Genomic DNA, 23,490 nt, shown 5'->3' on the forward strand with positions numbered 1-23,490 from the left:
ATGGAACACATTTCACCAAAGAGAACGTACGTTCTGGTCTGGGCCGCCTTGATGGTTTTAACGGTGGTTACCGCCGCTGTCTCGCGCATTGATCTCGGGCCGTTTAGCACGCCGGTGGCCCTGTTTATCGCCAGCTGCAAAGGTGTTCTGGTTGTGCTTTTCTTCATGCACGCGAAGTACATCAGCGGGAAGACTACTTACCTGGTTATTGCCGCGGGATTCTTTTGGCTGCTCATTCTCCTCTTCCTGGCTATGAGCGATTACATCAGCCGAGCCTGGATCTAGCGCGGCGGGAAACCCCGGCTACTCGGCGCATTGCCGTTGTTGGCCTGAGTGCCGTTGCGATATACTCCCGGCCAACCTACACTTTTGCGCGTTTGAGGTGCGCCAATGGCATTCTGTACATCTTGCGGAGCGACGCTGGAAACGTCCGGGCGATTTTGCACCCAATGTGGAGCAGCTGTAGCTGCGACAGTCACCGCGCAATCGACGTCATCTCAATCCGGCAGCGGGTTTGCAGCTCGGCCGGCAATGCAAGCCATCCCGAACAGCGCCACCGCACCTGCGAGCAGCAACGCAGTTAAGATCGTGCTGGTTGTAATTGCTGTCCTTGTTGGTTTAACTGTTATAGGTGGCGTGACGGCAACGCTGATTGGCCTGAAAATCGCTCGGGGCGTGAAGGTGGAAACGCAAGGCGACCACGCTCGGGTGGTGACTCCTTTTGGCACGGTCGAGAGTGACGGTGATGCCGTGCAGGCTGCCAGGAACCTTGGGGTTGATGTTTATCCCGGAGCGCGCCCGCTTCCTGGCGCCTCTTCTGTCAAGATGGGAGGATTCAGCACTGTGACTGCCTCATTCGAAACCCCAGATCCACCGGACGCAGTCCAGGCGTGGTACCACTCCAGGTTTCCACGTTCAAATCTTTCTGTGAATGATCAGAATAGTCACACTTTAGCGTTTGCCACCGATAAGGGAATGGTAAGCATCGTCATTGAAGCGACTGGACGCGGCAGTCACATCCAGATTTCCAATGTGGGTGGAGTCGGAAAACCAAGCGCCGAGCGGTCGCCGAATTAGGGCTCGACCGACTGCGCTCATTCAGGGATTTGTAAGCAGGGCACGGTCAAGACCGTGCCTTAGTTTTTAAGGGCAGGTTCCGTGGCCAAGACATGCCAGAAACTTCTGCTGGTAAGCCAACTTTGATTAGCCAATCACAACCTGCTCTCTGGCGAAATCCTATCCAAGTTGACTCGCGCGCACTGGAAGCAGCGCTGCGCAAGGAAGTGGAGGGAGAAGTTCGCTTTGACGAAGGCAGTCGCGCCGCCTATTCGATGGACGCTTCGAACTATCGCCAAGTGCCGATCGGGGTCGTGGTCCCAAAAAGTAAACAGGATGTGATTCAGACCATTGCGGCGTGTCGTAAGTTTGGGGCGCCCGTGCTGTCGCGCGGTGGCGGCACCAGCCTGGCGGGGCAGTGCTGCAATGTTGCGATTGTCATCGACTGGACCAAGTATCTTCACCACATTCTGGAAATTGACCCGGCTAGAAAATTCGCTCGCGTTGAGCCGGGGACGATCTGCGACGCTCTCTGCAGCGCCGCCAGGCCGCACCGCCTGACCTGGGGGCCGGACCCCGCCACCCACACCCACTGCACTTTTGGCGGCATGATCGGCAATAACTCCTGCGGCGTGCACTCGCAGATGGCGGGTAAAGCGGTGGAGAACGTCATCGAGATGGAGATTCTTCTCTACGATGGCACCACCATGAAAGTCGGCTGGATGACAGATGGCGAGATGGATGATGCCATTCGTCAGGGTGGCCGAGGTGGTGACATTTACGCCCGGCTCAAATCGCTGCGCGCTCGTTATGCAAAGTTAGTGAAGGAACGTTATCCGAATATTCCACGTCGAGTTTCGGGCTACAACCTCGACCAACTTTTTCCCAACGAAAATGGCCGTTTTAATATCGCGCGTTCACTGGTGGGGACTGAGAGCACCTGCGTGACCATGCTGGAGGCCAAAGTACAGCTCATCTACAGTCCACCGGAGCGGGTCCTGCTCGTCCTCGGCTACCCCGACATTTACCAGGCGGCGGACGCTGTGGCAGAGATCGTGACCTTCAGTCCTATTGGGCTTGAAGGTTTCGACGAAATTCTCACCACAAACATTCAGAAGAAAGGCCTGCCGCAACGCGAGTACCTCCCCTTCCTGCCGGCTGGCAGGGGCTGGTTACTGGTGGAGTTCGGAGGAGAGACGAAGGCGGAAGCAACCGAACAGGCGCGCCGCCTGATGAAAGCTATCGGCAGCAGAGCAGAGATGAAGCTGTTTACCGATCGGGCTGAGCAAAGAAAACTTTGGATCATTCGCGAGTCGGCCCTGGGTGCGAACGCCTTCGTTCCCGGTCACCTGCCCGATTGGGAAGGCTGGGAGGACTCGGCGGTTGCGCCTGAAAAAATCGGCTCCTATCTGCGCGATCTCAAAAAGCTGTACGACCGCTACAACTATCACTCTGCGATGTACGGACATTTTGGCCAGGGATGTGTCCACAACCGTGTGGACTTCGATCTGCTAACTGAAGCCGGCATCAAAAAGTGGCGCGCCTTCATGGAGGAAGCCACCGACCTGGTGGTCAGTTACGGCGGATCGCTTTCCGGCGAACACGGTGATGGCCAAGCGCGCGCTGAATTTCTCTACAAGATGTTTGGGCCGGAGTTGGTGGAGGCCTTTCGCGAATTTAAATCAATTTGGGACCCGGACTGGAAGATGAATCCGGGCAAGGTGGTTGATCCCTATCGTATAGATGAAAACCTCCGCTTGGGGACGAATTATCGCCCCTGGGAACCAGCGACCCACTTTAAATTTCCTGAAGATCAGGGCAGCTTCGCTCGCGCCACTTTGCGCTGTGTCGGTGTAGGGAAGTGTCGCCGCGCGGCGGGTGAAGGTGAGCAGGACACTATGTGTCCCAGCTTCATGGTTACCCATGAAGAGGAGCACAGCACGCGAGGCCGCGCTCACCTGCTGTGGGAGATGCTGCACGCTGAGGTCATCAAAGACGGTTGGCGCAGTGAGAACGTCAAGGAAGCACTCGATCTTTGTCTCGCATGCAAAGGCTGCAAAGGCGATTGTCCGGTCAACGTAGACGTAGCGACCTACAAGGCCGAATTTCTATCGCACTATTGGCAAGGAAGGCTGCGGCCGCGTCACGCCTACGCATTTGGCTGGATTGACAAGTGGGCCCACCTGGCATCAATCGCGCCCGGGTTTGTAAATCTGCTTACCCGGGCTCCGGTAATCAGTTCATTAGCGAAGGTTGCAGCCGGCGTCTCACAGCAGCGCCCGATTCCCGCATTTGCGCGGGAGACATTCAAGGCACGGTTCGAGAGACGGGGAGTCCGCAATCAAGGCTCACCGCGCGTAATTCTTTGGCCAGACACGTTCAACAACTATTTTCTTCCGCAAACTGCCCATGCCGCGGTGGAGGTATTGGAAAGCGCGGGACATCAGGTTGTCGTGCCGAGGCAACATCTCTGCTGCGGCCGCCCGCTCTACGATTATGGATTTCTCGACATGGCCAAGTCTTATTTGCAGCGGATCATCGCGACTCTAGCCGACGAAATTGCTGCCGGCACACCCATGGTGGTGCTGGAGCCGAGTTGTTGCTCGGTTTTCCGCGATGAGATAAGCAGCCTTCTTCCCGATTTACCTGAAGCTAAAAAGCTGAAGGAGAGTACGTTTACCATCGCAGAATTTATTGAGAAAGATCCTGAAGCTTTTCAGTTTTCCAGGCTGAATAGCCAGGCAATCGTACAAGGGCACTGTCATCACAAGGCGGTGATGCGCCTGAGGGAAGAAAAATCTGTAATGGACCGAATGGGACTTGATTACAAGCTCCTGGAATCCGGTTGCTGTGGGATGGCCGGCTCATTCGGCTACGAAGCAGACAAATTTGATATTTCGAACCAAATTGGCGAGCGGGTGCTGTTGCCAGAGGTTCGCAAAGCAGCGTCGAGTACCCTGATCATCGCCGACGGTTTCAGTTGCAAGAGTCAGATCGAGCACGCGACCAAACGCCGGGCGTTTCATCTGGCTGAGGTCCTGCAACTCGCCATGCACGCTCCTCAGTGATTTAGATAGATGCCACAATTTTCTCCCGCTGCGCTCTCGGATGTGCGCCTCCTGGCCGCCTACGCAATCTTTTCAGCTAGTTATCTGGTATTCGCTCTCGGCAAGTTTCCAGGAATGAAGATTGATCGCCCGGGCGCCGCCATCATAGGCGCAGTGCTGATGGTGGCATTCCGCATCGTTCCGCCCTCGCAAGCGTTGCGGTTCATAGATTTCGGTACCCTGGTGCTGCTTTTCTCCATGATGTTGATTGTCGGAAATCTGCGCCTGGTGGGTTTCTTCGAATGGATTACTGAACTGGTTCTGCGCCGCCTAAGGCCAAAGCACCTACTGCCCACGGTGATTTTTACTTCCGGTTTGCTTTCCGCCTTCTTTGTCAACGACATCATCTGCCTGGTCATGGTGCCGTTCGTGCTGGCGGTAGCCCGCCGGATGAAGGTGCAACCGCTCCCGTATCTGCTGGCGGTCGCCACTGCTTCAAATATCGGGAGCGTGGCCACAATTACTGGAAATCCGCAGAACATGCTGATCGGTTCCTTTTCCCGCATTTCCTATAGGGATTTTCTCGCCCACCTCGCTCCTGTGGCGCTGGTCGGATTGGCAATAGATTGGGCAATGCTGCACTGGCTTTGCCTGCCGCACGAGCCTGCCGAAGCGCTGGCCGTTCAGGCCGTCCCGCTGCAGCGCCCCCCGGCTTCTAGTCTGACAAAGCCCGCCATTGTAGTAGCAGCCGTTGTCGTAGGTTTCTTTGCTGGTGTTCCGCCGGCCACCATGGCCGCTCTCGGGGCGGCAACACTGCTCATTACGCGCACCCTGGATCCCCGCCAACTCTACGATGAAGTTGACTGGGGCCTTTTAGTCTTCTTTGTCGGGCTGTTTCTGATCGTTGGAGGCGCGGAGAACGCGGGAATTGTGTCCTGGCTCCTTGACATCGGTCGTCACTGGAATCTCCAGCACTCCGGCGTGTTCACAGTGGTGACTGCGATTCTGAGCAATCTAGTCAGCAATGTCCCCGCGGTAATGCTGCTCAAGTCACTGGTACCTGGCTTCGCGAATCCCCACACGGGTTGGCTTGTCCTTGCTATGGCCAGCACTCTCGCCGGCAATCTGACCATCACTGGTTCCGTGGCCAACATCATTGTGGTGGAGAGCGCGCGGCCTGAGGTCCACATCAGTTTTCGCGACTACTTCCGCGTAGGGCTGCCGGTTACCACAGCAACTTTGCTCTTCGGCTGGACTTTTCTCATGCTCGTTCATTGACCGAGAGCCGCGCCGCCTCTGGTTTATTCCTCACGGTGTATACTCGGTCGCCCAGACCACAGATTGTGAAAAGAGGAAGCGATGATTCGACGCAGATTCTCGTTCAGCACAATATTTCGCATGTCCATCGGATGGGTCGCGCTCGCGGGGTTGGCTCTGCTGACGCCCGCCTTCGCCCAAACCTCCAAGACCGTCACTTATCACGCCACCATGAATGACGTGAAGTACACCTATGGACCTGCGACGCCGGTTGCGCGTCTGCAGTCGGGCGACATTCTGGAGACCAACACCGTAGACGCTTTTGGCAATGCACTGCAGAAGCCTGGAGACACTCTGAGCATGGTGAAGGGAGACAATCCCCTGACCGGCCCATTTTTCGTCCAGGGCGCTGAGCCGGGAGACACGCTGGCGGTAAAGTTCCTCGACATCCAGGTAGATGGCAACCAGGGAGTAGGCGCATTCGCGCCGGGATTCGGTGCTATCAATCCCACCGACTACACCCCCATGATCACGCAACCTGTTCCGGAAAAAATCTGGTACTACCCGATTGACCATGCCACTAACACTGGCACGTTTCGCGCGCTTGATTCGGATTTCTCAGTCAAAATTCCGCTGCACCCTTTCTTCGGCTGCATCGGGGTCGCCCCCGCCGGCGGTGAGGCGCGGAGCTCCATAGTGCCTGCTGAATTCGGTGGCAACATGGACTCCCCCGAGGCCAGCGTAGGAAACACTCTTTACCTTCCTGTAAATGTGCCGGGAGCTTTGCTCTATATGGGAGATGGCCACGCCGCGATGGGAGACGGCGAAATAGCTGGAACGGCGATTGAGGTGCCATTGCGCGCACGCATGCAGGTTAGCGTCATCAAGGGGCAGCGCATTAAATGGCCACGCTTTGAGAATGAGAGCTCGATCATGGCCGTGGGAGCTTATCGTCCGCTGGATGACTGCCTCCGTATCGCGTTCACCGAGCTGGTCCACTGGATTCATAATGACTACGGCCTATCTGAGCTCGATACGTACGAATTGCTCTCGAAAGTGGCAAGGATCCACTTGAACGAGATGGTGGATCCCAATTATGTGATCGTGGCCTCCATCGAGAAGAAGTACTTGCCTCCGAAAAAGAAGCCGTAAAGTCAGGCGTTCTAACTTATCGCGTGAGCGGCCCCAGGTAGTGACTACAGTGTCCAACCTCTGTCACCTTGACAGGGGTTGGGCTCCGGGCGAAACTCCGTTACAGGGAGGACTGTTAACCACTTCTCCGGATTGCACTTAAGTGCTTTGGGGGAAAGGGAACCGACGCTTCCTTCACTGACCCGCATGTCTGACCACACGGATTCAGGACCTGTCGCAACGAAAGATGCTGGTGTGGACGATCTCCGTTCGCGGGCACAAGAACATTCTTCCCAGGATCGCGTGGCGCAATCCGAATTTGAAGCCAGCCTGGACGCGGCACTCAGATTAGTGAGTGAGCAATCCGTTGTGATGACGCGTGCTACAGGTTCCGCCATCGCGCTGAAGCAAGGCCAGGTCATGTTCTGCAGGGCGCGGGCGGGTACAACCGCTCCGGAGTTAGGTGCGCAGCTTGATGGCACCTCCGGACTTTCAGGAGAGTGCGTCCGCACCGGCCGCCTGCTTATTTGCCACGATACGGAATCCGATCCTCGGGTTGATCTCGCGGTCTGCCGACTGCTGGGCATCCGCTCCATGGTGGTGATGCCGCTTTATCTTGGGGTTGAGCTCATTGGCGTCTTCGAAGTATTTTCCTCAACCCCTTCAGCGTTTGGACGCCACGAGATATCCGTGCTGGAAAGCATGGGTGAGTTGATCGTCTCCGTAGTTGAACCCGCTCCAGAGGTGTCGTCGCGGGCATCCGATCCCGCTGGCACTCCAGTTATCGCAAAGAAGGCGCGCAGTTCTGGCAAGGTGGACGCACCGGAGGCGAGAGTACCAACGTCCCCATCCCCTCTGAAACAATCCTCAAAGACGGACGCAGGAGACGACCTGATCTGCGAAATCGAGGCCGGGAATGTGCATTTGGGAAAAGAGGAGATTCCCGCGTCTGAGCCGGCGATTTCCGGGCCCTTACTCACGGGCGAGCTGACACAGCGCAACCGTGCTCACAAGCCGATACTGGCCGGTATTCTCCTGCTGGGAGGATTGCTAGGATTCGGATGGTGGATCCGTTCCGTCCGTTACGCGAAGACTGCAGCGGTCGAATTGGCGGATACGCCGCCCAGTAGTGACCCGCATGCGGCAACCGATTCTCAGGGAGCTCCCTCTGCTGGACAGCCACTGCACTTGGATGACAACCAGGCTTCTCCCAAACTCTCAGAGCCGCAAGATCCCGCGATGACCGCAACAGACAGTTCCTCTTCAGGAGTGGCCAATGAAGGGAAACCGGAATCTCTGGCTGGGGAGCCATCCGCAGACGTGGACCCAAAAGCTGATGGAACTAACCCTGATACGCCATCGGCATCCGTGGCCGATCCCAAGCTGTCCAAGCCTCTGCCCAGCACAGCGTCGCAGACAAGACGAGACAAAGTCGCCGCCGCGCACGACATTAAGACGCTTCGAAGTTCTGCCGAGTCAGGCGACCCGGATGCGCAACTGGCATTAGCCGTACGTTACGCCAATGGCGATGGTGTCAAGCAGAGTTATGGGGACGCCTTAAAGTGGTTCTCCCGTGCGGAAGCTCAGGGGGCCCTTCCGTCTGATCACAAGGCGCTTGACGCCGAAGAGCGAGCCCAAGCTTGGGCGGCGAGCAGATAAGCACCAGACGGTTTGTTAATCAGGATAATGTCCCCCCAGACTTCTCGGGATAGGCCCTACTGTGGCGCAGGTTACCTTGACACCGCAAATAGATGGTATGAAACTCCAAGTAATGCAACAGCTCAGGCTTTTGGAGCCTGATTTTGCGGCAGAATCTCGACTTTTCGCTGTAGAGTAGTGCTGGCATGGATCAATACTCCATTCTCGGGCCGCCTTCCAATCGCCACGAAGATGGCAAGAGGCAGTCTGATTGGCCAATCGCAGAGCCTTCGCCGGAGTCCCATCCACCAACTGCGGATGCGCAAGACACTCTATTCAAAGGACCTGAATTGGGTCGCGAGGCCACGTTCTCCATTGCGGGCCCGGGGAATTCCGAATCTGAACTGAATTCGATACTGCAACTCACCGCGGAACGTGCGCAATACATTACCGGCGCCTCGGCTTCAGCTATTGCCTTGAAGAAAGGTCCGGAGCTGGTATGTTGCGCCGCAACCGGCACGATCGCCCCCGATTGCGGGGCGCGTCTGGACATGAAGTCCGGCCTTATCGCGGAGTGCATCCGCACCGGTGAAATTTTGCGCTGCGACAATGCCGATCTCGATCCTCGGGTAAACATTGAAAGCTGCCGCCGTCTGGGAATCGAATCTGTTGTTGTCATGCCGCTGTACCAGCAGAATGAACTCATTGGAATTTTTGAGCTGTTTGCTTCCCATGCGTATGCATTCCAGGAACGTGACATACAAACCTTAAAAGGGATGGCTGCAGGCGTAATTTCAGCTCTGAACCAGGTTGGGGCTAAACGCAACGGCCTGGAGAATTCCACGCAAAATGGCGTCAGTGCAGGAATAAGTTCATCGCCGGAAGAGAATTCCGCCACCGAGGTCGCGAGTCAATTGCTGATAATTGACAACTCGAGACTTCAAGGCGTTTGCAAAGCGTGCGGCGCGCTCATAGATATGGAAGCGGCGATCTGCCCGCAATGCGATGCCTCGAATCCGCTTTCCGCTGAACCGGTCGAGCCGGTCATCACGGCCCCGGCGTGGAGGCAAACTCTCCCCGCAAAAAGATTGCTTCTCCCGGCGCTGTTTGTTGCCTTAGCCCTGCTTGTGGCGTTCGCGCCCATTCCGCGCAGAAAAGCAAATCCACCGGCATTCAGCTCTGACCAGGCGCCAGGTTCGGAGCCCAGCTCCAGCTTAGAGCCCTCCGCGACGCCGAACACTGTTGAATCAAGTAACTCAGCATCTGCTGGCAATGGACAGGTTAGTACCGGAGTGAAGCAGCTTCTCACCGGGGTTGGTTCAGACTTCTCCAAGCTCTTGCCCACCACAGAAAAGGAAGACTTGAGCGCGCCCGCTAATGATCCCAGCATTAAAGTTTGGGTGGATACCCGCAAAGGTTATTACTACTGCCCTGGGGATGAACAATACGGTCGAACTGGACGTGGAACCTACATGAGCCAGAGAGAGGCGCAGACCGATTACTACATTCCAGCTCTGATGAAACCCTGTTCCTAACGCTCCGTTCGCCGCGCTTTCTCATTGTGCTTGACAAACTACTCACGACTGCATAAATTCCGGACATCTGCCCGCATACCGGGTGCCTACTATGAAGAATGTGTATGAGGTTTTGAGACAAAAAGAACTAGAGTTGACCCGCTTGGAAAAGGAAGTCGAGGCGTTACGCATCGCCGCTCCGTTGCTCACGGAAGAGAAAGCTGAGACCGCCGGGGAGGCAACGGCCGCCAAAAGTGCCGTTACCGCAACCACCTCCGTTCCACAACAGCCCATCCGCGTGCCTCAGCCTGCAGTCGTTTCCGCTGGAGGCGCGAGACCGGCGGGTTGGGAAGAGACCGCCAAGCGCTGGCCATAGATTTGGGAGTTCGAGTCGGGCAATCCGCCGGGTGGGTCTCTCGCTGCGGCTTACCAAACCTTCCTGTGTGCCCAGAGCTGCAGCTGTAAGTTATTAACCCGCAACCACTTCCTTTCCCTTCTCGACTTCTCGTTGACACTGTCGTGAACTAGGGCTAGTCTTTTCTGATTTGGTGGTACGTGAAATGCTGCTAGGGCCCAGGTACTCCAGCTTTACAGTTCTTAGATCCAGCGAGCTCTCGGAGGGTGACGGAGGCGTATGAGTCAAGCAGCCCCGGCCACACCGCCCGACGTTCAATCCGCTCGCCGACGGCACCCCCGGTACCAACTTGCGGTTCCTCTCGCCGTAACCGTTTTTCGTCCGGCTACCACCACCCGCCTCACCGGTCGGTCTCAAGATGTCGGCTTGGGTGGAATTCGCGGCGCAATGTCGGGCGAGTTGCGTCCCGGCGAAAGGGTTGAGCTGGAGTTTTCTGTCCCTTTTGCAACCACTCCATTCAAGATGCACGCCGTAGTTCGGCACAAGGATGAGCTTGAATTTGGATTCGAATTTCTCACCCTAAAGAGTGATCAGAGGCAGGCTTTAACCAGTCTCGCAAAACTGCACGGCAAAGCACCCATCCTGAACCTGGTTGAGCAGCCTGCGCAGATCGCCGCCGCGCCGAAACCGGCGATTGTGATATGTGCGGGCTGCGGGAACGAGTACACCGAGGACAAGGCCTTCTGTATTCTCTGCGGTCGTCCAGCGGAGGTACCGCCCGCGCCTGAAGTAGAAATTAAACACGACTTAAACGCCAAGTTGTTCCGTCCCTCGGCTTGGGCCTCGGCCTTTAGGGTTTCTGCCCACTATTACGGGGTTTCCCGCGGTGCACACAACGCTGTCGTGGATACGGTGGTCGCGCTTGTGTTCTTACTTACCCTCACCATTGGGGTGTGGCAATGGTTGAATACTCCGGCGGAGGATTCCCAGGCCAGTACCGTGGATATTCATATTGGGAGCGTGCTTTTGCATCTGGATCCCACACCGCCTATGACACCGGAATCGCTGGCGTCGAGTCCGGCGGCCCAGGTCCTCTCGGGAACGTATCGGTCGGCGAATAGCTCGGACAATTCCTTATTCTCGGCGCTCGTACGGCCTGAGCGAAAGAACGCTTCTCAACCGCCGAGCGAGAGCATCGGCCAGCCGGGCAGCGCCAGCGCCGAGACGCCCAGGCGAATCACTGCGGGAACCCCGACATCCCCTGGAAGGCCTAAAGCACCGGAGAACCGTACGCCAATCCAACCCACGAATGCGGGCGCGCAAAAGGTTCTAAACCTAGCTCCAAGCTCAGAGCGATCCTCAACTGGCGCCCAAGTGTCATTACTTCGCAAGATATTGCCTGTCTACCCGAATGAGGCTCGAGAGGAGCATGTGGAGGGGGACGTTGTATTGGCGGCGCTGATTGCCAAGGACGGCACAGTTGCAGAACTGCGTCCCCTCCGCGGACCCGAAATCTTGAGCGCCGCGGCCATGGATGCAGTCCGGCAATGGCGTTTTAAGCCTTACGAATTGAACGGCAAGCCAGTGGCAGTCGAGACCAGCATTCTGGTGAGTTTCCAACTTCCTAAATAGAAAACTACAACGTGCGAGCGGTGCTCAGGAGCGGTGTACGATCCGCAGCTTTGGGGCTGCTTCCGCATAATCAGGCTCGTTCTGTTCCCCGTCAGTGTCCTTATCGAGAACCGCTGAGTTTGGAGCTGCGGTTTCGGGAGCGGGCTGCGCACGAGTTGGACTCGCAAGCAGGAACGTCCAGGCAGCTATCAACAAAAGGGCAATCGAGACAAACGTGCGATTCGAAGCCACAAAGTCGAGCAGGGTATCGCTCCAACTCGTCGGACCGAAGTCAACCGCTACCGAACTCGCAGCCGCGGTCTGAGTCCGCGTGAGGGGTGAGATCCCGCCCAATCCCGCAACATAGTCGGATACCCCTGAATAAAGCGCTTGCGCGATCTTCTGCCGATAGGCCGGATCTTTGAGTTCGCGCTCGTCATCGGGATTGCTGAGGAACGATATCTCGGTGAGAATGGCGGGCATATTAGCGCCGGTCAAAACGATGAATGGCGCTTCCTTGACGCCTCGGTTGTGAGCATTTGGCAGTTCTTTTGCCAAATTCTTTTCTACATCGGTCGCGAGCTCTCGCGACTCTTCAAGCCTCCCTGCCATGGCAATTTTTTGTACCAAGTCCCGGAGTTGGTTTACCGAGCGCTGCGAGACCATGTTCTCGCGTGCAGCTACTTCCAATGCCGCTGGAGATGAGGTGAAGTTTAGGTAATAGGTCTCTATCCCGTGGGCGGAATGATCAGGACTGGAGTTCGCGTGGATGGAGACGAAAAGATCTGCTTGTTCCCGGTTCGCCCTCTGGGTGCGGGCCTCGAGCGGCAGATAGACGTCAGTCACTCGCGTGTAGGAGACTTCGGCGCCCAGGTTCCTGAGGAGCTTGCCTAGCCGCATGGCAACATCCAGAACCAGGTCTTTTTCCAGGACACCGGAAGGTCCAATGCCGCCCACATCATCGCCGCCATGACCGGGGTCAATCACGATTTTGCCGATTTTCAAGCCCAGGGCGCGAATGAATGTACGTTGGCTTGCTGGCATCATCCCCGAGCCCGATAGAATGGCGGATGGCGCCAAGGGCCGGCTGGGTTTCGAATGTCCCGCCATGGCTTCATCGCGCGGATTCACGTCGCCGATGGCAACCGCAGCGGTGACAATGGCTTTATTCCGCTCCGCCAAAACTGACTCATTTGATGACCGAGTAGTTGCGGAAGCCTTCTTCCGTTCGGCAGGGCTGGCGCTGTTGCTCTTGCTTGAGGCAGGCTTATCGTCAGGTGGGCGTAGAGTCACCTGCAATCGATAGGGATCAGGAATCAGCTGCGCGGAGTAGGAAACGGGCCGGGAGAGATCAAAGACGATGCGAGTCGCGCCATTTTCCGAGTGCGCCACTCGGACATTTCCCAAAAATCCGTCTCGTCCAGAGAATTTCTTGAGTAGGACAGCGGGTTCTAATTGCACATCAGATATATCGAAATAAAGACGCTCTGGTGCATGCAGATATCCGACCTTGTACTTCACCGCTCCATCCAGGTCTATGGCCACATTCGTGACCTCAGCACTCGACCAGTGGCGTACGGCCAGCACGGTTCGGCGGACAGCGGCTTGGTTGGAAGAGTTGTCGTTCTGCGGAGTCTTCGAGCTTGGGGCTGAATTGCCAGCTACGCTCGTTGGCCGTGGTAAAACACGCGCAAATGCGGCTTTCCGGGTAAGCCCGAGCAGCATAAGAGAGCACATGCCACTTAACAGAAGCAAGCGCCAACTGCTCTTAATTAGGCCCCGGTCGGACATTCGAGCGAAATCGCTCACAAGTTGCAACAGTTTATACCGGAAACTCAGGAAAACGAACCCCCCAAAAGTTGACAAAAAGTAAGTGTCATTCCGAGAGGGCTTTAGACACCAGGAGCCCCTATCATCAGTCAGAGTTGTTGCGGGCTGTAGAGATTCCTCACTTCGTTCGGAATGACATACGATCCTCGCGTCGCTGGAATTGACTTGGGCCGAGGTTATTTCGAGCGATCGCGTAGCTTGAAGCGCTGTAATTTGCCGGTGGCGGTTTTAGGGAGATCGGCCACAAACTCAACTGAACGCAGGCGCTTGAATGGCGGAAGCTTCTCGCTTACCGATTGCTGCAACTCGGACCCCAACTCCGGCGCGGGCTGGCTTCCGTTCCGCAGGACCACATAAGCAACTGGCTTTAGAAGTCCGTCTTTGTCCTCGCGGCCCACTACTGCCGCCTCCTGCACCGCGGGATGATCTACGAGCACGCTTTCTATTTCCACTGGACTTACCCACATCCCACTGACCTTCAGCATGTCGTCAGACCGTCCGGCATACCAGAAGTACCCGTCGGCGTCCTGATAATACTTATCGCCGGTGCGGATCCAATGGCCCTCGATTGTGCTCTTGGTTTTTTCGTGCTGGTTCCAATAGGAGGCGCAGACGGCATCGCTTTTGATCAGCAAATCGCCTATGTCACCCGGGGCCACAGCCCTCCCGCGTTCATCCACGATCCGGGCCTCGTACCCAGGAATGATTTGCCCGCTGGACCCAGGCCGTACTGCTCCCTGCTTGTTGGCGATGAACATGTGGAGCGCCTCAGTGGATCCAATCGCATCAAGGATTTCAACCCCGAAGCGTTCCTTAAAGCGATGGAACAGGGCGGCCGGAAGCGCCTCACCGGCCGAAATTCCATAGCGGACAGAAGAAAGGCCGAAGTCAGGCCCCTCTCGCTGAAAATTTAACAGCGCAGCGTAGTTGGAGGGAACAGAGAAGAAGAGCGTCGGGCGATAACGTTCGATCACCTCATAAACTTCAGCCGGCCGATTTCTGCCGGGCCACAAAATACTTGTCCCGCCGACGGCTAGGGGAAAGTACAACCCATTGCCCAGACCGTATGCAAAGTAGAGTTTGGCCACGCTGAAGCAACGCTCGTCGGCGGTGATCCCAAGAATGCCTTTTGCATATCGCTCGGCGCAGACCACCATGTCATGCTGCAGATGCACGCAACCCTTAGGAAATCCGGTACTGCCGGAGGAGTAGAGCCAAAAAGCAGCATCATCCTTGTGGGTGGGCTCGGGATCCAGTTGGGCCGAACTCTGTTGGATTAAGTGGCTAAATGATTCATATCCGGTGGGGGACGTACCAACCACCACCACGTGCTTCAGATATCGTAATTCGGAGCGGTCTATTGCCTGTAGCTGCGAGAGCAGTTCGTGACTGACAAATGCCACGCGCGCCCGGCTATCATTCAGCAAAAACGCATAGTCAGAGGGTCTTAGTAATGTGTTGACTGGCACCGGGACGGCGCCGATCTTGATTGCGCCAAAGAAACTATAGGCAAATTCTGGCGTATCGAGGAGAAGCAGGAAAACGCGTTCTTCGATTCGCACCCCCAGCTGCCGGAGTCCATTGCCGACTCGATTGACGCGTTCGAAAAGCTGACCATACGTCACTCGATCTTCGCCACACTCAATGGCGATCTTGTCGCCGCGCCCTTCGGGAATATGCCGGTCCACGAAATATGTGGCCGCATTGAATTGATCTGGGAGGGAGAGCGGATCACTCATACCCGCGAATCATAGCGAATTTGGCCAGCTCTGGCTTGTCCTCCTTGCCGCCAACTTCGGGGCAAAAAAATCCGGCCGTGCGGGCGGCCGGAAGCGGTTGAACGTTTTATTGTTTACGTCTATTTGCCGGACTTGCCGGTAATTGCCTGTTGCAGCGCGCGGCGTGTGTACACCTCAGCCATGTGCTTGCGATACTCCGCCGAGGCGAAAGAGTCGCCGATAGCGTCAATGTGCTCGGCAGCGTGCTTCGCCGCTTCTGCGACCTCGCTGGTGGGCTTGCCGCGCAGCGCATTTTCGGTGAACGTTGCACGGTAGGCCACCTCGCCGACGCCGGTGATGCCGATCGCCACGCTTTGCACGCTGCCACCGCCAACCTTCACCACCACGGCCACGCCAACTACGGCATATCCAGAAGCGGGATGGTGAAACTTCTTATAGGCAGTTGCAGCTCCGGTGGTTTTTGGCACCCTGACTTCCGTGATGATCTCGTCCGGGCGCAAACTGGTAGTGAACATCCCACTGAAGAACTCACGCGCGGGGATCACGCGCTCGCCCTTGCGGCTGAGGGCGACAATATCCGCGTCCAAAGCCAGAATGGCGGCGGGATAATCCGCTGCCGGATGGGCTCCGGCCAGGCTGCCTCCAATTGTGCCCCGATTGCGCACCTGCACATCGCCAATTTCATGTGCTGCTTGCGCCAGAAGCGGTGAAGCGTCGTGCAAGAGCTTCGAACTCGCCACCGCGGTATGCGTAGTTAGCGCGCCGACGATGATGCGATCGCCAGCATCGCGAATTGTATCCAGGCCCGCAATCCTGCCTAGGTCAATCAGCAGACTGGGAGCGGCAAGGCGCAACTTCATCGCTGGAAGCAGACTGTGACCACCGGCCAGCAGTTTGGCATCGTCGCGGGACGAGAGAAGATCGAGGGCTTCGTTCAAATTGCGAGGGGATTCATAATCAAACTGTGCCGGAATCATGCATTCCTCCTTCCAGCCTGCGAGCGCCCATTGCCGGAGGATCGCGAAGCCTTGTCCACCACAGCAGCTGCCACCGGCACTTTAGCGGCCGAGGCTTGCGCTGCCCTGATTGCCTTCCAGACTCGTTCCGGTTTCAGCGGCATATCAATGTGCCGAATCCCAAGCGGGGTCAGGGCGTCGCACACGGCGTTGACCATTGCCGGGGTTGAGGCGATCGTTCCCGCCTCGCCGACACCTTTCACCCCCATGGGATTCACAGGTGAAGGCGTAGTCGTGCGCTCCAGGATGAACTCCGGGATATGCACGGCTTTGGGGACCGCATAATCCATCAGTGTTCCAGTAACGAGCTGTCCCTCATCGTTGTAAATCATTTCTTCGTACATGGCCTGCGCCATGCCCTGCGCTATGCCACCCTGGATTTGTCCATCCACCAGCAGCGGATTTATTACATTGCCGCAGTCATCAACCGCCACGTACTTCTCCACTTTCACTTCACCGGTTTCGGGATCAACCTCCACCGAGACCACATGGGTCCCGAAGGGGAAGGTGAAGTTCGAGGGCTCGAAGAAATGCGTGGCTTCCATGCCCGGCTCGAACCCTGGAGGGATGCTCTTTGCCGTGTAGGCGGCCAGGATTACTTCGCCAAAAGCAAGAGACTTCTTGCTGTCACCCTTTACGCCCACGCGTCCGCCACCTATGACAATGTCGGCAGGCTTCGCGCCGAGCAGGTGTGCGGCAAGCACGCCGATCTTGGCCCGCAGTTTTTCAGCCGCCATATAGAGCGCGCTTCCTCCTACAGCCGTAGCGCGGCTACCGAAGGTGCCGATCCCATAAGGAACAGCCAAGGTGTCGCCATGTACTACGGTGATGTCATCTGGGGTTATGCCCAACCGGTCAGCGATCAGCTGCGCGAATGTGGTTTCCTCGCCTTGACCATGTGGGGAAGCACCGGTAAGTATTGTTACCTTGCCGGTCGGTTCGATACGCACTGTGCCGCTCTCCCAACCTCCGGCCGGGGTGGCTACTGATGGGCCAATAGCGCAAATCTCCACATAAGTAGAGACGCCAATCCCGTAGTACTTACCTTCCTTCCAGCCGGTTTTCTGACGTGCCCGTAGTTTTTCATAGCCAGCAAGGTCCAGAGCTTTCTTCAGGCTCTGCTGGTACGCTGCGGAGTCGTAGAGCAATCCCGCAGCGGTAGTGAATGGGAATTCTTTGGGCAGAGGGAAGTTCTTTCGCCGTATTTCGACGGGATCGACTTTCAGTTCGCGCGCGGCGCAATCCATGATGCGCTCGATGTTGTAAGTGGCCTCCGGCCTTCCGGCGCCGCGATACGCATCGGTGGACATCTTGTTGGTGAACACGCCCACAATGTCAATCTGAAACGCCGGAATCTTGTAACAGCCCGGTTGCATTAGAGCGGTGAGCTGAGGAATCAATGGTGTGAGCAACTGGTGATAGGCACCCATATCCGCCAGCAATTTCACTCTCAGCCCAAGAATGGTGCCATCCTTCTTGAGCGCAAGCTCCACGTCGCAAATGTTGTCGCGGCCATGGATGGTGGCCATGAAGTTTTCCCGTCGCGTTTCCGTCCACTTTACTGGCCGGCCCAGCGTCATCGCCAACTTTGGGACGAGCCCTTCTTCTGCATACACGTTCAGTTTGCTGCCGAAGCCACCTCCCACCTCGGGGGCAATCACACGCACCGCGGTTTCCGGCAAACCCACCATGACTGAAACTTGCGTCTTTAACAGATGAGGTATCTGGGTTGAAGACCACAGTGTAAGCCGCTTCTCTCCCGGCAAATATTCCGCAACCACGGCGCGCGGCTCCATCGCGATTGGCGCCAGCCTCTGATTGACGAAGCGCTCCTTCACAATGTGGTCGGCCTGCTTAAATGCTGCGTCAATGTCGCCAGTCTTGATCTGATGAGTGAACGCCTGGTTGGAACCGAACTGCTCATGAATGATCGGGCTACTTTTCTGGATGGCCTTTTCCATGTCAACAACCACTGGCATGGGTTCATATTCCACGCTCACCAGCTCCGCGGCGTCGCGGGCTATATAGCCATCTTCCGCAACAACGGCGGCCACTGGCTCTCCTACATAACGCACGCGATCTTTCGCCAGGACAGGATGAGGAGGGATTTTTAAATCCGGCATCGCGATGGCGCAGGGAATATTTCCCACCTCTGCCATATCAGCCGACGTGACTATGGCTACCACCCCAGGAACAGCGCGAGCGGCGTCAGTGTTGATGGAAATAATGCGGGCATGCGCGTGCGGTGAGCGAACAATGGCGCAACGAGCGACGTTCGGCAGCCGAATATCGTCAGTGTAGTGGCTGATGCCGCGGATCAAGCGTGGATCCTCTTTGCGCTTAAACTTCTGGCCGACCCACTGCCCGTTCGCCTTGCCGTTCTTGCCGTTTTTTCCGTTGGAACTTCCATTCTTCGCCATCGCTCACCTTCCTACGCTGCGCGGGCCGCCACGCGCTTATTCATTTTGCGGGCCGCCGCTTTAACGGCATTGACGATGTGCTGGTAACCGGTGCAGCGGCACAGATTGCCGCTTAGCTTTTCACGGATTTCGTTGTCCGAGGGCGCGGCGGAATGTTCCAAAAGGTCATGCGCACACAGGATCATGCCCGGCGTGCAGTAGCCGCACTGCAGCCCGTGCTCCTCCCAGAACGCCGATTGAATATCGTGGAGTTCTTCGCCTTTTGCCAGTCCTTCAACCGTGGTGACCGAATGCCCATCGGCCTGCACAGCCAGCACGGTACACGACTTGACCGCCTTCCCATCCAGCAGCACGGTGCAGGCGCCGCACAGTGACGTTTCGCAGCCCACGTGGGTTCCGGTCAAGCCGATCTTCTCCCGCAACAGGTGCACCAGTAGAAGACGGGGTTCAACTTCGGCACTATGCTCGGCGCCGTTGATTTTGATGGAGACGTTTTTATTCATTAGGACCCCCAGATCAGAGGGAATAAGGCAGGCCAAAGCCCACAATTGATGGCGCGCCACGATAACAAAACCGGTGACCGGATTACAAGGGCTGCCAGTGGATATTTGAGAGTAGGCGCAGGTTCCCGGTCAGGATCGTATTCGATCCTGGAATGGGACGCGGGCATTTCAAGATCGCCGGAAACTCTCTTCAACTGCTTAGCGGTTAACCGATTGTCCGAAATTGATATAGTTTCGAGGCTCGTTATTTCGGGAGGAAACCCATGATTGCACGTCTGTGGCGTGGTGTGACTCCGGCGCCTAGAAGCGACGAATACCTCGACTATCTCTACCGCACCGGTTTGAAAGATTATCGCAAGGTAACCGGCAACCTTGGGGTTTATGTGTTGCGCAGAGTTAAGGATGAGCAGGCTGAATTTTTACTCATTTCACTCTGGAATTCATGGGACGCGATACGCAGATTTGCCGGCCCGGACTACGAGAAGGCCGTCTACTACCCCGAGGACCATCAATTTCTTCTGGAGCTCGCGCCCAACGTGGAACATTACGAAGTGGCGGCGACCCTCACGTAGCATTGAGCTGCTGGCCGAGCCATTGGCCGGCGCCACGTCAGGGCACTACAATTGAGAGCACCCAGGCTATGCCTAAGATCCCACAGAAAATCCATGAACGGCCAGCCTTCGCCGCGCTCATTGTTCTCATCGTGCTCGCAGTTGCAGCGCTGGTGCTGACGCGTGAATCGGGGCAGCCCACTACGGCGAGCCGACAACCTCAGCGTGCTGGTGCCGACCAGCCGACAATTGATCAAAGCCCGCTCCAAACCGCACAGGCGTTGGCCCAGTCAGCTAGTACAGCGGAGGAGCGTCAATTTGCGCAGGAGGCCCTACGGCTGGCTGATCATGAGGTGGATCTTGCTTATAACACCGCCTTAAGGGAAGCCGGCTCACATCCAGCTCCACTTACCCCTGAGACACGCGACATTGCAGCCCGAATTAAGCAATTAGAAGCCCTGGTGAAAGAGGAGAAGGACCATGTCTCGGTATTGACCAAGCGCGTGGCGGCTGCCAGCGATGACGAGAAAGAGGCCGCCAAACAGCGCCTCGATATTGCCCAGGCGCAGCTCGATCTTGATCAAGAGGAGTTGAACGACGCCAAACAGGACCTGATCCGCGCTGGAGGGGACAAGCAGGGAAAGATTCAACGCATGCTGGACGAACATGAGGCTCTCATGCACAGCACTGCGGGAAGCGAGTCCCCTGCCGCAGCAGCTGGTGGAAACCAGGGCCAGCTTCAAGAATCCAGTCTGCTGGCGCAATTACGTGCCTGGGGCGCAGTCCACCTTGCACGCAACCGAGTACGGAATGCACAGCAGGATGCAATCAATGGGGCTGCCGTGCTGGCACGCGACCATCAGGCCCTGGAACAGGAGATCAAGCAAGAAAAATCAAAGCCTTCGGCTTCAGGCTCGGGGGCGGCTACCGCCTCCCCGCACATAGGCAATGGTGCGATTCAATCAAATTCAGATGCGACCGCAGCCCTGACTTCCCTGCATCATCTTTCCAACGATCAGCGAACCTTGTCCGACTTCGACAAGCGAATACAGGACGAGCGGGAGTTGAGTGAAGTTTATGGCGCTTGGGCCGCTTCTCTTTCGGTTCGGCAACGCGCTATTCACCATGCGGTTATTCAGGCGGTTCTAGCAATTTTATTGATCATCTTGCTGGTCTTGATTTCCGATCATTTCATCGATCGATTTTTTCTCGAGCTGAGGAGCGATCGAAGGCGTCTGCTCAACCTGCGGGTCGTCCTGAGATTCGCCGTGCAAGCGGTGGCCGTGCTCCTGGGTGTGTTCATCGTGTTTGGCAGGCCGGGCCAGATCTCTACCATCCTCGGACTTGCCGGCGCCGGCCTGACCGTAGCGCTCAAGGACTTCGTGGTCGCCTTCTTCGGCTGGTTCGTGCTCATGGGCCGCGACGGCATCCGCGTGGGCGATTGGGTGGAGATCAATGGCGTTGGTGGCGAAGTGGTGGAAATCGGGCTGCTGCGCACGTTGTTGCTTGAGACCGGTAACTGGCACGATGCTGGCCATCCCACTGGCCGCAAGGTCGCATTCGTCAACAGCTTTGCGATTGAAGGACACTTCTTCAACTTCTCCACCAGCGGACAATGGTTGTGGGACGAAATACAACTGGTAATTCCGGCGAGCGAAAATCCCTACTCGATCGTGGATCAGATCCGAAAAATTGTTACCGACGAAACTGAGGCGAATGCGAAATTGGCGGAAAAAGAATGGGAGCGGGTAACGCGCCGTTACGGTATGAAGACATTTGCCGCCACCCCTGCGGTGGATGTGCGTCCTAGCGGCGGTGGTGTGCAGGTGATTGTCCGCTACATTACCCGTGCCAACGAACGCTACGAAGTGCGTTCGCGGTTATACCAGGCGATAGTGAAATTGCTCAACCGGAAGCATATGGGAACGGTGGCCAAAGAGCTTGTGGTTAAATCAGCCGCGGAATCAGACTAGCCGGACCGTCACTGGCCAGCCTGATGGAAGCGAGGATTTGCTCCGATCTCTTCCGCTACAGCTGCAATCCAGCTTAGCCAGGCGGAGCATCTAAGCTCCTAATGTTTGAATAACGGCCGGTTCGTGGCGGTAAGCGCAAGCGCAGCGAGGTATCGAATGAGACGCAAGAAAATCGTAATGATAGTGGGTGGAGTACTCGCCTTGATTCTAGTAGCGGCGGTGGCTTTACCGTTTCTGATTGATGTTGACCGGTTCCGGCCCACCATTGAAACTCAGCTCGCAAACGCGCTGGGCAGGCAGGTGCGAATCGGTCACTTGAGGCTGTCGCTATTGCGGGGGGACGTCAGCGCCGATCAGATCTCCATCGCCGATGATCCCGCTTTTGGCAATGCTCCTTTTGTGGAAGCGCAGTCGTTGGGAGTCGGAATTGAACTTGTTCCTTTGATCACTTCCCGTGCTGTACACGTGCGCTCATTGACTCTGAAACAGCCGCAGGTACGGCTGCTGCGCTCCGCGTCTGGAACATGGAACTTTTCGACTTTGGGCCATGCCCCAGCCAAGCCAGCTTCCCCCGCCAGTACTGGTTCTGCGCCCGCAGGAAAGTCCAGCCCCGGCCAAACCGACCCTGGTTCGAACCAAACTTCCGCGCCTGAAATAAGCGTGCAGCAGTTAAAGATTAGTAATGGCCGTTTGCTGGTGGGTAATGCCCGCCGTCAACAGACCTATGATTCACTCGAAGTTACCGCCCAAAATATCTCCTACGAGTCAGCCTTTCCTTTCCAGTTGCAGATGCGTACTCCCGGTGGGGGACAAGTGAAACTTGAAGGCACCGCCGGGCCCGTGGACCGTCAGGACACCGCGCAGACGCCTGTACAGGCGAAGATTTCGGCGAAAAATGTCGATCTTGCTTCCACCGGGTTTGTTGATCCCGCCGCTGGGCTCGGAGGACTGGTTGATTTCGACGGGACCATACATTCCGATGGCAAAGTCGCCCACTCGGAGGGCACGGCTCGAGCCAGTAAACTGCGTTTAGTAAAAAATGCAAGCCCCGCCACTCAGCCCGTAAACATCAACTACGCGTCCGACTACAACTTAAAGAGCCAGACTGGCACTTTAACCAAGGGACAGCTCCTTACCGGCAAAAGCGCCGTGGGAATGTCGGGTACGTATGATCTCAAGGGGGAATCGCCCACTCTGCACATGAAACTGAACGCCCCGAATATTCCAGTGCAGGACATCGAAGCTCTGCTGCCGGCGCTCGGCATTACTCTGCCAGCAGGGTCATCTTTGCAGAGCGGTACAGTGAATGGCCACTTCACCGCAGAGGGTCCGGCGGACCGCCTGGTTACGGCGGGAGATATTGCACTTTCGAATGCCAAACTCTCAGGCTTCAGCCTGGGATCACAAATGCGTGCCCTCTCAGCCCTGAGTGGCCTCAAGGCCGGCTCGGATACTTTAATCCAGACCCTGAGCTCACAACTTCATATCACGCCCGAAGGAATTCGGTCTGACAACCTGAAGCTGATTGTGGCGGATATTGGCACCCTTACGGGGGCGGGAACGATCAGCTCCGGAAACGCATTGAATTTCAAAATGATGGCTCAGGTGGCAAGCGGCGGCGGGCTGGCAAATTTACTGGGGCGCAATGCCAGTCGCGGACTCCCGTTCCGGGTCCAAGGTACGACCTCTCGCCCAGTTTTCGTGCCCGATGTGGGCGGAATGTTGGCTGGGTCGGTGCCAGGAGTTTCTCAACAGCCAGGTTCGCCGGGCCAAAACCTAGGGGGCATTCTGGGAGGACTGCTAAACAAGAAGAAAAAGCAATAGGAATGATGGGGAGTTACATCAGAAG

17 protein-coding genes are annotated in these 23,490 nt (G+C 56.7%); 12 read left to right on the forward strand and 5 right to left on the reverse strand.

Features of this window, described 5'->3' with window-relative positions; all coding sequences use genetic code 11:
- From VFA76_05510 to VFA76_05550, 9 genes are all read left to right on the forward strand, one after another.
- On the forward strand, window positions 1-285 hold the full coding sequence (locus tag VFA76_05510; protein ID HZR31291.1) for a cytochrome C oxidase subunit IV family protein: 285 nt from the start codon (window positions 1-3) through the stop codon (window positions 283-285).
- Between the two features lie 246 nt (window positions 286-531).
- Window positions 532-1,077, forward strand: coding sequence for a hypothetical protein (locus VFA76_05515; protein ID HZR31292.1), 546 nt, complete (start codon window positions 532-534; stop codon window positions 1,075-1,077).
- Window positions 1,078-1,169: 92 nt separating this feature from the next.
- On the forward strand, window positions 1,170-4,124 hold the full coding sequence (locus tag VFA76_05520) for an FAD-binding and (Fe-S)-binding domain-containing protein (protein HZR31293.1): 2,955 nt from the start codon (window positions 1,170-1,172) through the stop codon (window positions 4,122-4,124).
- A gap of 9 nt (window positions 4,125-4,133) precedes the next feature.
- Entirely contained in the window at window positions 4,134-5,381 is a 1,248-nt protein-coding gene (locus VFA76_05525) for an anion transporter (protein ID HZR31294.1), read from the forward strand.
- An 81-nt stretch (window positions 5,382-5,462) separates the two neighbouring features.
- Window positions 5,463-6,512 (forward strand): acetamidase/formamidase family protein, encoded by a 1,050-nt coding sequence (locus VFA76_05530; protein ID HZR31295.1) that lies wholly within the window; start codon window positions 5,463-5,465, stop codon window positions 6,510-6,512.
- 186 nt (window positions 6,513-6,698) lie between these two features.
- On the forward strand, window positions 6,699-8,150 hold the full coding sequence (locus VFA76_05535) for a GAF domain-containing protein (GenBank protein ID HZR31296.1): 1,452 nt from the start codon (window positions 6,699-6,701) through the stop codon (window positions 8,148-8,150).
- A 185-nt stretch (window positions 8,151-8,335) separates the two neighbouring features.
- Complete coding sequence (locus VFA76_05540) at window positions 8,336-9,664, forward strand: GAF domain-containing protein (GenBank protein HZR31297.1); 1,329 nt, start codon at window positions 8,336-8,338, stop codon at window positions 9,662-9,664.
- A gap of 112 nt (window positions 9,665-9,776) precedes the next feature.
- Entirely contained in the window at window positions 9,777-10,019 is a 243-nt protein-coding gene (locus VFA76_05545) for a hypothetical protein (GenBank protein ID HZR31298.1), read from the forward strand.
- A gap of 258 nt (window positions 10,020-10,277) precedes the next feature.
- Window positions 10,278-11,630 (forward strand): TonB family protein, encoded by a 1,353-nt coding sequence (locus VFA76_05550; GenBank protein ID HZR31299.1) that lies wholly within the window; start codon window positions 10,278-10,280, stop codon window positions 11,628-11,630.
- Window positions 11,631-11,654: 24 nt separating this feature from the next.
- Here the strand turns inward: VFA76_05550 and VFA76_05555 are convergent, their stop codons facing one another.
- The 5 genes from VFA76_05555 to VFA76_05575 all read right to left on the reverse strand — a co-directional run bounded on the left by VFA76_05555 (window position 11,655) and on the right by VFA76_05575 (window position 19,117).
- Window positions 11,655-13,334: an N-acetylmuramoyl-L-alanine amidase gene (locus tag VFA76_05555; GenBank protein HZR31300.1), complete on the reverse strand. Its 1,680-nt coding sequence runs from the start codon at window positions 13,332-13,334 to the stop codon at window positions 11,655-11,657.
- A gap of 281 nt (window positions 13,335-13,615) precedes the next feature.
- Window positions 13,616-15,178 carry a benzoate-CoA ligase family protein gene (locus VFA76_05560; GenBank protein ID HZR31301.1) on the reverse strand — a complete coding sequence of 521 codons (1,563 nt, stop codon included), beginning with the start codon at window positions 15,176-15,178 and terminating at the stop codon, window positions 13,616-13,618.
- Window positions 15,179-15,297: 119 nt separating this feature from the next.
- Entirely contained in the window at window positions 15,298-16,155 is an 858-nt protein-coding gene (locus VFA76_05565; protein ID HZR31302.1) for a xanthine dehydrogenase family protein subunit M, read from the reverse strand.
- Window positions 16,152-18,614 carry a xanthine dehydrogenase family protein molybdopterin-binding subunit gene (locus VFA76_05570; protein ID HZR31303.1) on the reverse strand — a complete coding sequence of 821 codons (2,463 nt, stop codon included), beginning with the start codon at window positions 18,612-18,614 and terminating at the stop codon, window positions 16,152-16,154. The genes VFA76_05565 and VFA76_05570 overlap by 4 nt, the downstream gene beginning before the upstream one ends.
- Window positions 18,615-18,625: 11 nt before the next feature.
- Window positions 18,626-19,117, reverse strand: a complete 492-nt coding sequence (locus VFA76_05575; GenBank protein HZR31304.1) for a (2Fe-2S)-binding protein — start codon at window positions 19,115-19,117, stop codon at window positions 18,626-18,628.
- Between the two features lie 263 nt (window positions 19,118-19,380).
- Here VFA76_05575 and VFA76_05580 point away from each other — a divergent pair, with 263 nt between their 5' ends.
- From VFA76_05580 to VFA76_05590, 3 genes are all read left to right on the forward strand, one after another.
- Entirely contained in the window at window positions 19,381-19,689 is a 309-nt protein-coding gene (locus tag VFA76_05580; protein HZR31305.1) for an antibiotic biosynthesis monooxygenase, read from the forward strand.
- 68 nt (window positions 19,690-19,757) lie between these two features.
- Window positions 19,758-21,641, forward strand: a complete 1,884-nt coding sequence (locus VFA76_05585) for a mechanosensitive ion channel domain-containing protein (protein ID HZR31306.1) — start codon at window positions 19,758-19,760, stop codon at window positions 21,639-21,641.
- Window positions 21,642-21,797: 156 nt separating this feature from the next.
- Window positions 21,798-23,465 (forward strand): AsmA family protein, encoded by a 1,668-nt coding sequence (locus VFA76_05590; GenBank protein HZR31307.1) that lies wholly within the window; start codon window positions 21,798-21,800, stop codon window positions 23,463-23,465.
- Window positions 23,466-23,490: the final 25 nt, after the last annotated feature.

This window comes from Terriglobales bacterium (genome assembly GCA_035651655.1).
Classification (GTDB): Bacteria; Acidobacteriota; Terriglobia; order Terriglobales; family Acidobacteriaceae; genus DASRFG01.

Excerpts from the sequence above, each read along its gene's own strand:
- VFA76_05575 (HZR31304.1), bottom strand. The coding sequence starts at position 19,117 with ATGAATAAAAACGTCTCCATCAAAATCAACGGCGCCGAGCATAGTGCC.
- VFA76_05585 (HZR31306.1), top strand. The coding sequence starts at position 19,758 with ATGCCTAAGATCCCACAGAAAATCCATGAACGGCCAGCCTTCGCCGCG.
- VFA76_05560 (HZR31301.1), bottom strand. The coding sequence starts at position 15,178 with ATGAGTGATCCGCTCTCCCTCCCAGATCAATTCAATGCGGCCACATAT.
- VFA76_05515 (HZR31292.1), top strand. The coding sequence starts at position 532 with ATGCAAGCCATCCCGAACAGCGCCACCGCACCTGCGAGCAGCAACGCA.
- VFA76_05525 (HZR31294.1), top strand. The coding sequence starts at position 4,134 with ATGCCACAATTTTCTCCCGCTGCGCTCTCGGATGTGCGCCTCCTGGCC.
- VFA76_05580 (HZR31305.1), top strand. The coding sequence starts at position 19,381 with ATGATTGCACGTCTGTGGCGTGGTGTGACTCCGGCGCCTAGAAGCGAC.
- VFA76_05530 (HZR31295.1), top strand. The coding sequence starts at position 5,463 with ATGATTCGACGCAGATTCTCGTTCAGCACAATATTTCGCATGTCCATC.
- VFA76_05550 (HZR31299.1), top strand. The coding sequence starts at position 10,278 with ATGAGTCAAGCAGCCCCGGCCACACCGCCCGACGTTCAATCCGCTCGC.
- VFA76_05535 (HZR31296.1), top strand. The coding sequence starts at position 6,699 with ATGTCTGACCACACGGATTCAGGACCTGTCGCAACGAAAGATGCTGGT.
- VFA76_05510 (HZR31291.1), top strand. The coding sequence starts at position 1 with ATGGAACACATTTCACCAAAGAGAACGTACGTTCTGGTCTGGGCCGCC.
- VFA76_05520 (HZR31293.1), top strand. The coding sequence starts at position 1,170 with ATGCCAGAAACTTCTGCTGGTAAGCCAACTTTGATTAGCCAATCACAA.
- VFA76_05540 (HZR31297.1), top strand. The coding sequence starts at position 8,336 with ATGGATCAATACTCCATTCTCGGGCCGCCTTCCAATCGCCACGAAGAT.
- VFA76_05590 (HZR31307.1), top strand. The coding sequence starts at position 21,798 with ATGAGACGCAAGAAAATCGTAATGATAGTGGGTGGAGTACTCGCCTTG.
- VFA76_05565 (HZR31302.1), bottom strand. The coding sequence starts at position 16,155 with ATGATTCCGGCACAGTTTGATTATGAATCCCCTCGCAATTTGAACGAA.
- VFA76_05555 (HZR31300.1), bottom strand. The coding sequence starts at position 13,334 with ATGCTGCTCGGGCTTACCCGGAAAGCCGCATTTGCGCGTGTTTTACCA.
- VFA76_05570 (HZR31303.1), bottom strand. The coding sequence starts at position 18,614 with ATGGCGAAGAATGGAAGTTCCAACGGAAAAAACGGCAAGAACGGCAAG.